Annotated in this window: 8 protein-coding genes, 1 tRNA gene and 1 pseudogene; 7 read left to right on the top strand and 3 right to left on the bottom strand. The window is 56.2% G+C overall.

Features of this window, described 5'->3' with window-relative positions:
• Positions 1-21: 21 nt before the first annotated feature.
• On the top strand, positions 22-2,337 hold the full coding sequence (locus tag DB51_RS08880; RefSeq protein ID WP_034253311.1) for a glycoside hydrolase family 31 protein: 2,316 nt from the start codon (positions 22-24) through the stop codon (positions 2,335-2,337).
• A 317-nt stretch (positions 2,338-2,654) separates the two neighbouring features.
• On the opposite strand, the gene DB51_RS08875 is transcribed toward DB51_RS08880, so the two are convergent.
• Both DB51_RS08875 and DB51_RS08870 read right to left on the bottom strand, forming a co-directional pair.
• A tRNA-Ser gene (locus tag DB51_RS08875) sits at positions 2,655-2,739 on the bottom strand.
• A 127-nt stretch (positions 2,740-2,866) separates the two neighbouring features.
• On the bottom strand, positions 2,867-3,703 hold the full coding sequence (locus DB51_RS08870) for a glutamate ABC transporter substrate-binding protein (RefSeq protein ID WP_051867535.1): 837 nt from the start codon (positions 3,701-3,703) through the stop codon (positions 2,867-2,869).
• A gap of 335 nt (positions 3,704-4,038) precedes the next feature.
• On the opposite strand from DB51_RS08870, the gene DB51_RS08865 reads away from it, so the two are divergent.
• Positions 4,039-5,289 (top strand): pyridoxal phosphate-dependent aminotransferase, encoded by a 1,251-nt coding sequence (locus DB51_RS08865; protein ID WP_034253309.1) that lies wholly within the window; start codon positions 4,039-4,041, stop codon positions 5,287-5,289.
• Positions 5,286-6,338, top strand: coding sequence for a MurR/RpiR family transcriptional regulator (locus DB51_RS08860; RefSeq protein WP_034253307.1), 1,053 nt, complete (start codon positions 5,286-5,288; stop codon positions 6,336-6,338). Before DB51_RS08865 ends, DB51_RS08860 begins: the two co-directional genes overlap by 4 nt.
• A 104-nt stretch (positions 6,339-6,442) precedes the next feature.
• Here the strand turns inward: DB51_RS08860 and DB51_RS08855 are convergent, their stop codons facing one another.
• Positions 6,443-7,528, bottom strand: a complete 1,086-nt coding sequence (locus DB51_RS08855; protein WP_034253305.1) for a glycerol dehydrogenase — start codon at positions 7,526-7,528, stop codon at positions 6,443-6,445.
• A 485-nt stretch (positions 7,529-8,013) separates the two neighbouring features.
• Between DB51_RS08855 and DB51_RS08850 the strand changes: the two genes are divergently transcribed.
• The 4 genes and pseudogenes from DB51_RS08850 to DB51_RS08835 all read left to right on the top strand — a co-directional run bounded on the left by DB51_RS08850 (position 8,014) and on the right by DB51_RS08835 (position 16,559).
• Complete coding sequence (locus tag DB51_RS08850) at positions 8,014-13,233, top strand: metallophosphoesterase (protein ID WP_034253304.1); 5,220 nt, start codon at positions 8,014-8,016, stop codon at positions 13,231-13,233.
• A 272-nt stretch (positions 13,234-13,505) separates the two neighbouring features.
• Positions 13,506-14,751 (top strand): annotated as a pseudogene (locus DB51_RS08845) (nucleotide sugar dehydrogenase).
• 102 nt (positions 14,752-14,853) lie between these two features.
• The gene (locus DB51_RS08840) at positions 14,854-15,879 is read left to right on the top strand and encodes a glycosyltransferase family 2 protein (protein WP_084674666.1); all 1,026 of its coding nucleotides are present in this window, start codon (positions 14,854-14,856) and stop codon (positions 15,877-15,879) included.
• Between the two features lie 23 nt (positions 15,880-15,902).
• Positions 15,903-16,559, top strand: a complete 657-nt coding sequence (locus tag DB51_RS08835; RefSeq protein ID WP_034253302.1) for a hypothetical protein — start codon at positions 15,903-15,905, stop codon at positions 16,557-16,559.
• Positions 16,560-16,568: the final 9 nt, after the last annotated feature.

Below are 16,568 nucleotides of genomic sequence, written 5' to 3'. Positions count from 1 at the left end.
TCAGGAAAGGAAGTCACCGCCATGGAGAATACGGTGCAAGGAAGCAACTACAGATTCACGCTATTGACGGAGCGTTTGATTCGTCTGGAATATTCGTCATCGGGAGTATTCGAGGATCGCAACACCCAATTGGTGGCGAACAGGGAATTCGGTCCCGTCGCTTTTGAGGTGCATCGCGACCGCAACGGCCATCAGGTCGAGATTGAAAGCAAGTATTTTCATCTGTATTACGATGGCGGCCCCTTCGCAGCCAGCAATCTGCACATCGATGCCAAATACCAGTACACGCTGCATGACAGTCGTTGGTATTTCGGCGAGCATGTGAGCGGCAACCTGGGCGGCACCAACCCCACATTGGACCTCGTCGATGGAGATACGCCGATACGTGACGGCATCATGAGCCGTGACGGTTATGCGTATCTGGATGACACGGACTCCTTCGCCCTCGAGGACAATCATTTCGTCCATCGCAATCCGGAGGAGGCCGACGGATATTTCTTCGCCTATGGTCGCAATTACCGGGAGGAGCTGTCGGATTACTATCGCCTGAGTGGCAAGACCCCTCTGATTCCGCGCTATGCGTTGGGAAATTGGTGGAGCAGATATTATCGGTACACCCAGCACGAGTATCTGGAACTCATGGAACGATTCGACGACGAGCAGGTGCCTATCAGCGTGGCGATGATAGACATGGACTGGCATCGCACGGACGATGTGCCAGCACGGTTCGGCAGCACCTGGACCGGGTATTCGTGGAACCGCAAACTCTTCCCCGATCCGTGGCGTTTCCTGCAGGAGCTGCGCAAACAGCACCGGCATGTTTCGCTCAACACCCATCCTGCCGGAGGCATCAGAGCTTTCGAGGATTGCTATCCTGCAGTGGCGAAAGAACTCGGTCTTGACGCGGCGAACGAGGAACCGGCCATGTTCGATCTGGATGACCCCTCGTTCCGCAAAGCCTATTTCGACCAGGTGCATCACCCGATGGAGAAGGAAGGCGTCGATTTCTGGTGGCTCGACTGGCAGCAGGGGTCCAGCCGCAGCAAGGACAAGGTCGAGCCGCTGTGGAATCTCAACCACTACCATTTCCTGGACAACGAGCGCTCGCATAATGGCGAGGGAATGATTCTTTCCCGTTTCGCAGGCCCGGGATCACACCGCTATCCCGTGGGCTTTTCCGGCGACACCGTCATCACCTGGGATTCGTTGAATTTCCAGCCGTATTTCACGTCAACCGCCACCAACATCGGATATACGTGGTGGAGCCATGACATCGGCGGACACATCTGGGGGAGCTTCGACCCTGCGTTGTCCCTGCGCTGGCTGCAGTTCGGAGTGTTCAGCCCTATCAACCGACTGCACAGCTCCGATAACCCCTTCTCCGGCAAGGAACCGTGGAAGTACCGTCAGGATGTGCGTGAATACATGGATGAGTATCTTCGTCTGCGCAATCGTCTGGTGCCGTATCTCGACAGCGCGAACGTGCGTACGCACAGCGAGGATCGCGCGCTCATCGAACCACTGTATTACCGTTACCCGGACAATGAGGAGAGCTACCTGTACAAGAACCAGTATTTCTTTGGCAGCGAGCTCATGGTCGCGCCGATCACCACGCCTCAGAACCCGAAGCTCAACGTGGGATTCGTCGATGCGTGGTTGCCCGAAGGACAGTGGATGGATATCTTCACCGACCTGGTGTATCAGGGTGACCACGAGGATGCGGATCGCACCCTCGTGTCGAGCACCAACCTCGAGGGACAGTTCACCACGGGGGAGACCGCCATACGGCTCGGACGAACGCTGCGAAACATTCCGGTGTTCGCGAAGCTCGGTGCGATAGTGCCAATGGCGGCGGATGCGATGCAGAATGCCGACCTGCTGCCGGAGCGTCTGGATGTGCATGTGTTCGGCAACAAGGACAACGAGTACACGATGTATGAGCATCTTGGACACAGCATCGCCACCACGACCATCAGCGTGCGTGGCGGAGTCGTCAGTGTGTCCGCCGAGGACCCGGACGGCATCATCCCTGACGGACGTCGTCTGACTTTCAAGCTGCATGCCTTCTCTCTCGACGGCAGCAACGAGTTCACCTTGTCTGCAGGGCAGAGTTTCGCCGGCAAAGCGGAGAACGATGACCGACAGCGCGACAGGGCGCGTGCACAGTTGCTGGAACAGTTGCAGGGGGCTGAAATCCCGTATGAGGAGAAGCGTGCAGTACTCAAGAAGATAGACGACGCCGAGTCGTCCCCACTGAATTTGGTGACCTACGCGCAGACGATCCCCGATGTCGACCTGCGCTCGATGGTCGTCGAATATGCTTCGCTGATCGCTTGAATACGTTGATGTAACTGGCTTATCAGGCAATGAAGGTGAGGGCGGACCGCTGGACGGCGGCCGCCCTCACTCGCTTTCGCCGAGCCGTGATTCGTGTGTGGAGGTTCGCTGTGACCGTGAGATATGTACCTGCACCAACAGGACAGCAATATGGTGGAAATTTCTCGAAATGCTGTCCTGTTGATGCAGGTATCCTATTGGTGCCTTGTATGCCGAACAAGCCAAACACAATACACGGGAATAATGCATTCGAGGGAGTAAACAAGAAAAGAAAACCCTGGAAAACGTTGGAATTGCAACGAAATCAAGGGTACTTGCGGAGGATACGAGATTCGAACTCGTGAGGCTGTTACACCAACACGCTTTCCAAGCGTGCGCCATAGACCACTAGGCGAATCCTCCATGCATGAGCCTTGGATGGAAGCGTGAACATCCATGCCGCGAACCATGCAACCTAAATAGGCTACCACGAGTCACGGATGAATGCTCAATGTGTCGGCGTGTGTGTGTCCAGGCGGCGATTCGTCGGCTAGTTCAGCGATGTTTTGAAATCGTAGGTCGAGCTGGCCGCGTCGAACACCGTGGGTGGATTGTACTTGGCGTCCGGAGTGTATCCCGTGCCTTTGGTGGCCTCGTCGAGGGCTTTTTTCCATGAGCCGTCGTCAACCATTTTCTTCAGTGCCGCATTGACTTTCTTCACGGTTTCGGTCTTTCCCTTGGGAATGCCCACGCCGTAACGTTCCTGTGAGAAGGGTTTGCCCACGACTTTCAGTTGTCCGTCACCTTTGGCGGCCGCGAGACCGGCAAGGATGATGTCATCGGTGGTCACGGCATCCACCGTTCCCGAAATCAGCGCCGTGGTGCACTCCGCGAAACCGCTTTGCTCCATCAGCTGCACCTTGTTGGCGTAATGATCCTTGATGACCTGGGCCGAAGTGGATCCGGTGACCGAGCACAGTTTCTTCCCGTCGAGTGAGTCCGGCCCGGTTATGGACTTGTCGTTTGAGCGAATCAGCAGATCCTGGCCGGCGACGAAGTAGGGGCCGCCGAAGTCGACGACCTTCTTTCTGTCGTCGGTGATGGAGTATGTGGCGAAGACCAGATCGACATCGCCGTTTTCGAGCAGGGTTTCGCGCTGTTTGGAAGGTGCTTCCTTCCATACGATCTCATTCGCGGAATATCCGAGTTCTTTGGCCACGTATTCGGCCACGCTGACATCGAAGCCGGTGTACTTGTCCCCGTCTTTGTATCCGAGGCCGGGTTGGTCAAACTTGATGCCGATGTTGATGGTGTGGTTCGAGGCGGTGCTTGAGGATGTGCTTCCGCAGCCGGCCAAGGGTGCAAGCATGAGTGCCGCTGCGGCCATGGCAATGATTTTGGTGCTGTTCTTCAATGGTGTCTCCCGATTCCCGTGTTCTGTGGCCGCATGGTGCGGTCTGAGCCTTCAGGCACGACCCTTATCTCGTTATCGCCCCGGTATGTGGAGCACGAGAACAATCGGTCCGAGCTGTGCGGCTTCGAAAAGTATAAAAATGAATTGTAAATAATGCATTAATGAATTTCTATGAATAAAAAAATGTGCAAAGTGGTGTATTGTGTGGAACGCATGCATCGTGCGCAAGTTAGGCTTCCCGGTACTTCGGAATGCGAAAGCCGCGGCGATGCACCTTTCAGGGCTACATAACGAGGGTGAGGATTCACATGGTTGCGAAATCGGCGACACTGGTAATGAATGAAATGATGCAGCGGGCCGTGGCGCAAGGGCGTTCCGTCATCAATCTCGGTTTCGGCGAGGCCGGGTTGCCGGTGCTTCCCGAGTTGCGAACAATACTGTCCCGGGACTCGGCAAAAAACGCCTATCCCGCCGTGCAAGGGTCGGCAGCGGTTCGCAACGCCATGTCCGGGTATTTCACCAGGCGAGGAATTCCCGCCGATGCCGCGCACTGCCTTATGGCTCCCGGTAGCAAGGCCTTACTTTTCGCGCTCCTGCAGGCCATCAAAGGCGATATCGTCTTGTCTCGGCCCTCATGGGTAACCTATGCCGCCCAAAGCCATATGCTCAACAAGCAGTGCATATGGGTGGATGCTCCTGATAGTGCGGGAGGGGTTCCCGATCCCGAGCTTCTGGTGTCGGCGCTTGAGACCGCTCGTAGAGACGGTCGCCACCCTACGGCGATGCTGCTGACCTCTCCCGATAACCCCAGTGGTACGGTTGCCGGCCTTGAGATCGTCGAAAGGCTGGTGGCGATAGCCAGAGAACAGGATCTGGCCATCATCTCCGACGAAATCTATCGCGATCTCGCCTATGACCAGATTCACTTCACCAGTCCGGCTGAACTGGCACCGGAACGGACATTCGTTACTACGGGGCTTTCCAAGTCGATGGCCCTCGGTGGTTGGAGAATCGGGGCGGCGCTTTTCCCTCGGAGCGTCTTGGGTGAGACGGTGATGGAAGAGGTAGTCGGCACTGCCTCGGAGATATGGTCCGGCATGCCGATATTCCTCGAAGGGGTGGCAGAGTATTGCTTCAGCGAGCCCTCCGACGTCCTCGATTGGGTACGGGCAAGTCGGCATCTGCACCAGCAGGTCTCCCAGGAGGTTCACGGCATCATGGTCGCTGCGGGAGCCGAATGTCGCGAGCCGTCGGGTGCCTTCTACCTGTATCCGACCTTCCAGGGTTCGCAATTCGCGCGAGAACTTGGCGTCGGCGATGATGATTCCCTCAGCCGCGCATTGTTCGAACGTTTCGGTATCGCAGTGCTGCCGGGCAGTGCCTTCGGTGACCTTCCCGAACGCATGGGTCTGCGTGTGGTGACTTCGATGATGTACGGCGCGGATGACGAAGCACGATTTGCGACATTAAGTATGGCCGATCCGCTGCAGGCGCCGAGCGTCAAAGCCGGATTGGAACGAGTCAGCGAGGTGTTTGTCGGCGTACCATCGAATAGATGAAGCAGAAGACACTCCACAAGGACACGCAGACAGGGTCGAATCCCGCCGCCGACTCTGTTGCCGGACCTCATCCAGATGCTTCGGCCGCGCGGCCGAGCAGCGCTGCGGAGGGCGGTCTCGAAGACAAAGGAGAGTGGACGGCCGCCGCTTTGGAAACCTTTGAAAGGAATCTGCGGCGTTTGCCGCTGACGCCATCTCAGCAGGCGCTCGCATCCGTGGTCCTGGACAATCCCGAAAGGGTCGCCATGTCGACTATTCATGCCTTGGCTGCCGACCTGAATGTCAATGAGTCCACAATCGCTCGATTCGCACTGGCGTTGGAACTCAAAGGATATGCGGAGCTCCGAAGCGTATGCAGGGCGTTGGCGCGCAATCATGCCGGCATGCTGTGGCGTTTCACCCACGCCGATGGCAAGGCATCCTCAGGAAACGCTGGTCTCGGTGGCGCCGGAGGGGAAAGAGATGGCGAATCCCAGTCCCGACGCGATGCCCTTGCCGCTCAGGACGGCGCGGCAATCGCCTCCAGCTTCGCGAGAATCGACGAGACTCTGTGGTGCAAGGCGGTGACGTTGCTCAGTTCCGCGGAGCATGTCTGTGTAATGGGTCTGAGACAGTCCCAGCCGGTGGCATCGATGATGGCGTATCTTCTCGCGCTGGTGCGCTCTGAAGTGCGCGAACTCTCTGCAGGCGGGGTCTCGCATGTCGACGCGCTGCGCGATCTCGGTTCCGGGGATTGCGTGGTCGCCATCGCGACGCGGCCCTGCAGCAATGACACGGTGAAGGTCGCCAGATGGGCCAGAGAACACAGTGTGCCGGTCATCGCCATCACCGATGAGGTGCTTGGTCCTCTGGGTGAGCTCGCCGATGATGTGTTGCTGGCGAACACCGACAGTGACGCCGTGCTTTCGTCCATGACAGCTCTGGTCTCGATTGTTCAGGCGCTGGCCAATGATGTGGCGGTTGTCGATATAGACAGCACCCGCGCTCATCTTGAGGAACAGGAACGTTTGCTGAACTTTTTCGAGGTCTACTCCAGGAAAAAATCATGACGCCGAGGTGACGTGCAATCGACGTGGGCGGCGACGGCTGTTCGTCCGGACTGCTCGGACGAACAGCCGTCGCCGGGACGCGAGTGTCGGCATGCGAGCGTCAGTTACAGCTTGCGCCCGAGCTCATCCGCTGCTCGCAGGGCGGAGGCGACATCGGCAGGCGTCACATCGAAGGGCATGTTTCCCATGGTGTCCGCGTCATCGCAGGCCAGCTCGCCGACTTTCAGCAGGTCCTCATCGCTGGCTTCGGCTACGCCGATATCCTCCAGGGAAACGGGAAGACCCACCTCGCGGAAGAATCCGTAGACTTCTCGAAGTTCCTCGACATCGCTGTTTTCCAGAACCATCTGAGCCAAAGTGCCAAAGGCCACTTTTTCGCCGTGCAGCATCGCATGGGTGCCTTCCAATGCCGTCAGACCGTTATGGATGGCGTGAGCGGCGGCAAGTCCGGAGCTTTCGAAGCCCAATCCGCTCAGCAGTGTGTTCGCTTCGATGATGTTCTCCAAAGCGGGGGTCCTGACGCCTTTCCGTGCGGCGGCAACGGCCTTCACGCCATCGGCGAGCAGAGTGTCGTGGCAGAGCTGCGCCAGAGTGAAGGCGGCGTTGGTCGCATGCCCGCCTGCCATGGTGAGCGCATTCGACTGCACGCAGGCCGCAGCCTCGTAATACGTGGCGAAAGCGTCTCCCAGGCCGGAAACGAGGAATCTCACCGGTGCCTTGGCGATGAGTTCGGTGTCCATGATGACCGCTTCGGGGTTCTTGGGCAGAGGCAGATAGTGGTCGAAGGTGCCATCCGGCGTGTAGACCACGGAAAGTCGCGAACAGGGAGCATCCGAAGAGGCGGCGGTCGGTACGATCATCACCGCTTTTCCGGCGAAGTGGGCCGAAGCCTTGGCCGTGTCCAGCGTCTTACCGCCGCCGATGCCGATAAGCGTGTCGTATCCCTCGGACTGGGTTTGGTGCTTGTCAATCTCTTCCGTGGAGCATTCCCCGCCGAATATCTCGATGCGGTAGTTCGTTCCTGAACGGTCGAAGCTGGAGACGATGTTCTCGTGATAGTGCTTGTCGATGAAGGGGTCAACGAGCAGATAGGCTCCGGTGCTGCCGATGCCCTCATATTCCCGTGCAAGCGTGGAGAGCGCATCCTCCTGCTGTATATAGCTTCCAGGTGAGCAGAGTACTTTTCGCATGTGTGATTCTCCTTTGAATCGTCGGGATGTTCGGGAGCGTTGCCTGCTGTCCTTCATGAGGGTGCCCCAACCGTCGTGGTACCAAGTATACCGAGGATTCTGCTGCCGAAACCCGGAGTGATTGGCGCCATCGTGGAATTCGGCTGGAGGGGACGATTCGCAGAGTCCATCGTGACCGTGGAGAAGGGGACGCCGCGGCAGTTCCCTAGAAACACTAGGAATTCTAGGATGAATGGCAGATGAATTCGGCGTGAAGAGGCACCAACATCAGATGAAATCTGTCATATCCGTGACGTGTGACCGCTGTGCTTCCCATATGGTGAATTCGGTTCATTGGGTTGAGTGTCTGCTGATCGGAAAACACCACAGGGTGAGGAAGCCGTTGTCCGAGAAATCGACGAGCCGATTACCCGGCTAGGTGAGTGTGCAGCAGGCAAGAGTCCCTTTGTGCCGAGGAGAATTTGCAGAGACGCGAAGGGAATCGCATGAATACGAAACTGGGAAGCATCATGGGTCGTGCGGCAGCCGTGCTGCTCACGGCGAGCATGACGATCGCAGTTGGATTGGTCACCGTCCAAGCTCAGGCCGCCACCAACGCTGATGCGGAAATTACAGGTGGAATGCCGGTGGTGATTACCGAGCTGGCTGTCAAAACGAGCAACGGAACGTACAAGGACGCAACCGACAAAGACGTACAGGTCAATATCGGCGAATACATCGAATTAAGCAATGTGAGTGACAAAGCCGTCAACATCAGCGATTTGAGCTTGCGTTACAACAATGTGGATTGGACCCCGGAAGCGTTTGACGCGGCCGCGCAGGATGCGGCAAAAGATGTGCAGATTCCGGCGCACGGCACGATCGTGCTTTGGGACAATTACTCTTTCGCCAGCATGGAGGGCATCACTCCACGTCTGACGACAGCCGAGGATTTCAGCAACTTCTGGCAGGCTAGGACCTCAAGCCTTCCTCATTTCACCATGGGGGCGAATCTCTTCACCATCGCCAAGGGCGCCGGCATGGCCAACGGTTCCGCGAGAAGTCTGGTACTCACTCAGAAATCGACGCAGGCAAGCAATACGGTGAAATACAACAGCAGCGGAGACACCGATACCACGCTGAACTATGCCTATGACGCACGAGGCGTGGGTACGCTGTCGAGCGGCAACGCCGCCACGCCGGGCACACTGCTGGCCGGTCAGATTCCCGCGAGCTGGCCGCAAGTCAGCAGTCGCACCGTCACGGTGACCGACGTGTCGGACGTCAACAGCGACGCGAAGGACAACCAGGTCATCAATCTCAAAGCCAAGGTAAGTTCCTCGGACGGACTGTCGAATATCGCCTCCGTGCGTCTCTTCACGAAAAGCAATGTGGATACCGACTTCAGCGATTCCTCATTCGACGGAACGCAGAACTCGGATGTGTGGTCCTTCGCCATTCCCGCCGGAACCCTCATCGGGAAAACCAGCGTGGAATATGAATTCGTGGCGACGGATACCGACGGGGTGCGCACCGTCGGCGCAGGTACGTCGATCGCCTTGACACCCCAGGAACAGAACAATTACGGTAAGGCGACCGTGCCGCTGGTCATCACGGAAATCATGCCGGACACGAAGAACGTGGGCGGTTCCGATGGCTTCGAGTTCATCGAGGTCACCAACATCTCCAACAAGAAGATCGACTACTCGGACAACTACACCCTCTACTACAACTACCCGGATCAAGGGGATTCCGGTGATGTGGAATGGCCGGCGAAACAAGGCGGCATCACCATCCCCGCAGGCAAATCCGTGGTGTTCTGGATCAAGAACGGGCCGAACGACGCGTTGACCGATACCGATTTCAACCAGGCTTTCGGTCTTGACGGCGACCATGCACTCACCATGGGCACCGACCTTTTTGAAATCCAGTCCGGTGGCATGGCGAACAACTCCGCTCGCGGGTTGAAAATCGAGACGAAGACGAAGACCTTGGTGTCGAGCGCGAACTACCCTGCGAACACCTCGAAGAATCTCACAGGCGATACGCACTCCCTGCAGTATGTGTATTCAGCCGGGGAAAGCGAAACGAAAATCGTCAGAAGCGACCAGGCGCCCACTCCGGGCTCCCTGCAAAGCGACGATATTCGCGCGACGGCCTACCTGTTCCCGTCCTCGGCATCGGTGGCGAGTGTGGTTGATAACACACCGACCAGCTTCACCACGGACCAGGACGTGAAGTACTCCTTTGAAATCACGTCATCGTCGGCTGTCAACCGGGTGACCTTGTACACCAGGCATGCGGGGGAGACGGAGTATGTCGCCCACAACCTCACGAAAACGGCCGGAAGTGACCTCTACGGATACACGGAGAACAACATCGACCTTATCCGTGTGAAGGCCATCGAATACTATCTTGAGTTTTCGGACGGCATCAACCCCGTGCAGAACAGCGGTCAGAAGACGATTGTCGGCGCCGATTACACGGATGCATCCGTACGTCTGAACGTCAAGGACGGCCAGTTCCTCCGTGGCAAAGTGACGCTGAGAGGTACCGGCACGAACAGCGAGAACAAGCCATCGCTCGCAGTGGACGGAACAACCGTGGAGAGCTCGCAGACGACGGACTCGCTCGAATCCGAACCCTATATCGCCGCAGAGATCACCCAGACTGACATATTCTTCTTCAACTCCTTCACCACCAAAACCACCATCTCGGGAACGCCGACGGAGGATGACTGGAAGAACAACGTCATCGGCAGTTTCGACGATGGAACTTACGGTGACACGCAAACCGTCTCCTTCCCGGTACCCCTCGAGCAGATTCATGACAACACTCTGTCGCTCTACATGAATGCCGGCACCAAATCGAGCGCCACCGACATTCTGGATGCCGCAGGGACCGTCAATTCCGAAAATGCGGACAACTACCTCGCTTCGAACATTCGTCTGGTTCTGCCTGACGGCACGCATCTTAAAGTCAGCAAGGCCGTTGCTGGGGTGAGTCCCGGTACCGAGGGCACGATCACCGAAAAGGATGTCACGGCTGAAGTCGCCGATTCGACGAAGCAGATCAAGATCGGTGACTCCTCAGGGCAGTACGAATACATCAGGCTCGATTTCACCATCGACAACTCCTCGGTGACCTCCAGGCAGTATCTCTGGGACACCACTACGGCACATGACGGCGAGCACACGGTCACCGCCAAATCGCAGGATGGCGATGCAACGGCGAAGGTCGTCGTGGACAACACCAAGCCCACGATAGAGCCCGCCATCACAGCCCAAGGCGGGGACAGCAACGTGCTGCGGGGCAGCATGGTCATCGATGCGACCGCGAAGGACGCCACATCGGGCATTCCGTCAGCCGGGGAGTCGGGCGCATTGAGCGCCACACTCAGTGATGGCGAAGGCGAGGCAAAAAACATCACCCTGCCGTACGACACTGCATCCGCGAAACTTTCCGCAGGGCTGCATACCGTGACCTTCAGCGTCGCGGACAAGGCGGGCAACCAGAGCACCAAGAAGGTCTCGTTCACCACATATGCAGAGAATCCGTCGATTCTTTCCCTGGACAGCACGGCCGGTACAAGTAAGCTCGACCCGACCCTGAGCGTCACCGCCAAGGGGAATCCGGACGATGCATTGAACGTCGAATTCTATGCCGGTGAGGAGTTCAAGCCCGGAAACCAGCAGCAGGTGAAGGTTGCCACGGGTACCACGACACAGTCCGGTCTGGCGGATGGCGCGAACTCGGAGCAGCTTGCGGACGGCGATGCCGCGAAACTTCAGGAATCGAATGACGGCAAGGTGGTGGAGACCACGGCCGCGAACAGCGGCTTCCCCTTCCAGTCCTTCACGGTGACGGTTCCTGCCCAGTACGAGCAGGATGCCGATGCCGCAACCACGCTTCGTTGGAACGGCAGTGCGCAGGCAGGTGCCGACATCTACGCCTTCGTGAAGAACACTGCCACAGGTGTCTGGGACCGGGTGGCCAGGGTGAGCGCGGATGGTGACGGCAACGCCAGCATCTCACAACGCGTGGCGAACGCCGACCATGTTCAGGACGGCAGGATGACCGTGGTCGTACAGAACGGTGCGGGATACGCCTCGGGAAACCTGACGGAGAACGATACGGAAAACACCAATCCAGAAGGGTTGCAAAGCCCCGTTTCGGATAGCACGTCAACAATTAACGGCGCCGACGGCAATCCTGTGGTGACCATGAATGACGATGCGATCTCTCAGGAAGACACCGCCCGCAGCGACTATGATTTCACCTTCGCTTGGGAATCGGATACCCAGTACTACAACGCCAACTATGACAACGACGGGTATTACCAGCATCAGGCGAACATCCACGATTGGCTGCTCAAGACCAGAAACGCCATGAACATTCAGTATCTCTTCCATACCGGAGACATCGTGGACAATGCCGAAATCCCGGAACAATGGGAGCGCGCGGATGAGCAGTACAAGAAACTGGATGATGCCAAGTTCCCCTACGGAGTGCTGGCAGGAAATCATGACGTGGACCACAAAAGCGAAGACTATGTCAACTACTCCAAGCACTTCGGGGCGAGCAGATACTCTTCGAATCCTTGGTACGGCGGCTCTTTGAAGGACAATCGCGGCCACTATGACTTGATTTCCGCCGGAGGTATCGACTTTATCGTCGTCTCCGTAGGCTGGGGAGTCGAGGACGACGAGATTGACTGGATGAATCAGGTGTTGGCGCAGTATCCGGATCGTGTGGCAATCCTGAACTTCCATGAGTATCTGCTCGCGTCAGGAGGCCTGGGACTCGTCCCGCAGGACATCTACAAGCGGGTCGTAGTGCCGAACGACAACGTCAAGATGGTGTTCTCGGGGCATTACCACAGTGCGCAGAAGACCGTATCCCGCATCGACTCGGACGGCGATGGCAAGGCCGACCGCAACGTGCTCAACCTGCTTTTCGACTACCAGGCCATGGACGAAGGCGGCATGGGATTCCTCAGACTGATGCATGTGAACACGAAAAACGCCACCATGGAGGTCAGGACGTATTCGCCTTCCATCCAGAAATATGGTTCGCAGACCGTTGCCTCCTCGTCATTCACACCCTCGGATGAGCAGTTCACCGTCGATCTGAAGGAATTGGGCGTGCAGCCGCAAACAGCGGACAGTTCGGCGAAGCGTCTGGCAACCGATGCCTTCGCGGCGGATCTGCAAGGCAGCACGCTCATAGCCTCAGCCAAGGCGGTTTCGGCAAGCGGCAGTGCCGAGCAGCAGCGTGTGGGCCTGGTCAGAGGTCTGAGCGATGGGGTGAAATCCTTGTCCGAAGGGAATGCCGATGCGCTCACCGCTACGGTGACCTGGAAGAATGCCTCCGCGGGCACTCACGGATGGTATGCGGTGGTGACCAACCAGTACGGTGGCTCGACGACCACTGCGGTGTCCTATGTCACTGCGGCAGGTAAGACCGCCGATGTCGAGCCCGGGGGAGGGGCCGGTGCAGGTGGCAACGGTGCAAACGGTGGTAATGGTACGAGCGGTGCTGATGGCATCAACGGTATTGACAACACAAGCGGAGCAGATGCACAGGAGAAAGCCCGCAAGTCCGTGACGGTGGTGAGGGGCGATCTGGCCCGGACCGGTGTGAACGCTGCGTTCCTGGCCATTGCCGTGGCCGTGCTGGCCGCACTCGGTGTCGGTCTGCGCTGGCTCAAAGCCGTGAAGCGGTAGCAAGCCTCAGCGGTTGTGACGCGGTGTTTCGTGTGTTGTCAATCGACGGGACACCGCATCACTGTATTTGGATCAGTGCTGCGCTGACGGAGTTTTCAGAAGATCAGGATTATCGACAGCTCGCATCCAGTCTGCTTTGCGGATTCCGCCCGTTCCGTTTGCTGCGGTTGTGTGAGTATTGTGGTGTGTGCAAGATTGTTGGACCGAATCGATGGCTGTCGGTGCAGACGGCGTACAGCGTATGGCGACAAGCTCATAGACAGGACGGATAAATGAAGATCGCAGTTGCTGGTACAGGATATGTTGGATTGTCGGTGGCATTGCTGCTGGCGCAACACAATGAAGTACATGCTTTGGACATCGTTCCTGAGAAAGTGGCCATGCTTAATGAAGGAATAAGTCCTATCGTTGATACGGAGATCACAGCTTTTCTCGACGGCAACAAAATCAGGAAAGAAGCCTCTTGGATTCTCAGCCACACTGGATGCGAAAGAGGCATACGAAGGTGCAGAGTTCGCGGTCGTCGCAACCCCGACGAACTATGATTCGCAGCAGAACTATTTTGATACGTCAAGTGTCGAGGCTGCGATCAGTGCTATCCGTGAGGTGAATGCAACCGCCTGGATTATCATCAAATCCACCATTCCTGTCGGGTACACCGAGCATTTACGTATTCGTCTGAGTGATGAACGTCTACTGTTTTCGCCCGAATTCCTTCGTGAAGGTCACGCTCTCTACGACAACTTGCATCCATCCCGCATCGTGCTGGGTGCTCCTGCCGACGATGGACAAGCTATCGAGGCAGCGCATGCTTTTGCAAATCTGTTGGAGCAAGGAGCCGATCCTGCTGAACTGTCGCGTCACAATGAGAATGGCAGTGTGGGTATACCGAAACTCGTCGTGGGCACCACCGAGGCTGAGGCAATCAAGCTTTTCGCCAATACGTATTTAGCGTTGAGGGTCGCATATTTTAACGAGCTGGATACCTATGCCGAAAGTCGAGGGCTTTCAACACGAGAGATCATCAACGGCGTATGCCTCGATCCGCGTATTCGTTCCGATTACAACAATCCAAGTTTCGGATACGGTGGGTATTGCCTGCCGAAAGACACCAAGCAACTGCTCGCCAACTACTCGGAAGTGCCGCAGAATTTGATTTCCGCGATTGTGGACGCCAACCGTACTCGTAAAGATTTCATTGCCTCCGAGATTGAAGATCGCATCCAAGGCATTGACAACCCGGTTGTCGGGGTCTATCGACTGACGATGAAATCCGGATCGGACAACTTCCGCCAATCCGCCATACAAGGAGTGATGAAGCGTGTCAAAGCTCGTGGCGTACAAGTCCTTGTATATGAACCAACCATGAAAGACAGCGAGTTCTTTGGCAGCGAGGTTACCAAAGATCTCGAAGATTTTAAGCGTCGCAGCTCCGTGATTGTGGCCAACCGATGGAATTCAGATCTTGCCGGAGCCGAAGCAAAGATATATACCAGGGATTTGTTCAAGAGGGACTGAGTGTGTCAGGGCGCTGATCGGATAACCGTTATTATGGTGAATGTCATTGGAGTAGAGAGAACGCTGCGTAGTTGATTGTTAAATGCGGTAGGGAGATAGTGGATGAGTGTTGTGCTGGGTGAATCACCTGACCTATATGATGGTAAACAGTTGGAGAAGTCAGACATAGCGGTGCTCATTCCCTGCTTCAATGAAGCAATAACGATAGGGAAAGTCGTCAAGGATTTTAGAACAGCATTGCCTCTCGCAACCGTTTATGTTTACGACAACAATTCATCAGACAACACAGCCGAAATCGCTGCAAAAGCTGGAGCTGTCGTGCGAAAAGAACCACGACAAGGCAAAGGGAACGTCGTACGCGCGATGTTCAACGAAATAGATGCTGACGCCTACATAATGGTCGATGGTGATGATACCTACCCTGCCGAGAGTGCACCTGAAATGGTGAAAAAAATCCTCGGAGGATACGACATGGTGATCGGTGATCGACTGAGTTCCACCTATTTCGAGCAGAATAAACGCGCATTTCATGGTTTTGGCAACAAGTTGGTGAGGTGGACAATCAATGCGATGTTCCACTCTGAAGTCCAGGACATCATGACGGGTTACCGGGCTTTCTCTAGGCAATTCGTAAAAACGTACCCCTGTCTCTCTAAGGGTTTTGAGATTGAGACAGAAATGACGATACATTCGTTAGATAAGAATGTGCGTATTTGTGAACTACCCGTGCAGTATCGGGATCGGCCTGAAGGTTCAGAAAGCAAACTCGATACCTTCGGTGATGGCATTAAGGTGCTTTCGACCATTTTCCATATGATTCGTGAATACAAGCCCCTTCCTTTCTTCGGTATCCTTGGCGTGATCTTCGGTGTTTGGGGTTTTGGCATATTCCTACCCGTGGTGTTTGAATTCTGGAGAAGCGGTTTGGTCCTGCGCTTTCCGACCTTGATCGTATCCGTGCTGCTTATGCTCCTCGGCATCATGATGGTGGTTACCGGTATTATTTTGGATGTGCTTGCTGAGCAGGATAGGAAGCGTTTTGTCATCGATAGCAATATGGCGGTTATCAACAAGAGGTACAGCGGTGAGTACTTATCCGCGAAGATGCATGAAATACCCAAGGTCTAAATCATAGGGATGAGGTGCGTGAGATGAATAAGAAGAAGCTCATTGTCACGGTCTCCTCGGTGCTGGCTGTTCTTGCCATCGCTGGTCTCATCTGGTGGTCTGAAAATGCTTGGTTTACTTTGCATTCCCAGACTGCGGGAAGCTCTGACTCCAGCTCGACGTCGTCAAGCGAACGCTCTTCTTCGGAGGATATCGGGGGCAGTGTCTCGCAGGGGCAGAGGTCAGAAGATACTGGAGTGCTTACAGAAGGTCCAGGCAGTGATCCCTCAAGCTCCGCAGAATCCAGTAAAACAAGTCCTGCTGGCAGTGACAGCAATGATCCCGATGATGGTGTTGCCAGAGATCCGGCTTCAGTGTCGGAATCCACGAATGCGGCTGGGGCAAAAGCTACTGCAGATGTAAGACTGAGTTGGGTGGATGTCGCTGACGGCTCTTTGACGGCTAACGGTTGGGTTAGCAATATCGTGCAGAACAATGGACAATGCACGTTGAGCGCTTCCAAGGACGGCGTGGTCAGACAGTCATCGGGGAATGGCCTTTCCAGCGGGACAACCACATCTTGCGGTACCCTGACCATTCCCCGCGATCAGCTCGGTACGGGAACATGGACCGTCACTCTGAGCTATGCATCTGATCAGGCTGCCGGGGCGTCGAAGGCGCAGTCGGTCAAAATATCATAAGATACGGTA

Origin of the sequence: Bifidobacterium crudilactis (assembly GCF_000738005.1) — a bacterium.
Taxonomy (GTDB): domain Bacteria; phylum Actinomycetota; class Actinomycetes; order Actinomycetales; family Bifidobacteriaceae; genus Bombiscardovia; species Bombiscardovia crudilactis.
The sequence above is the reverse complement of the archived record's forward strand: the minus strand, read 5'-3'. Positions and strand labels throughout refer to the sequence as shown.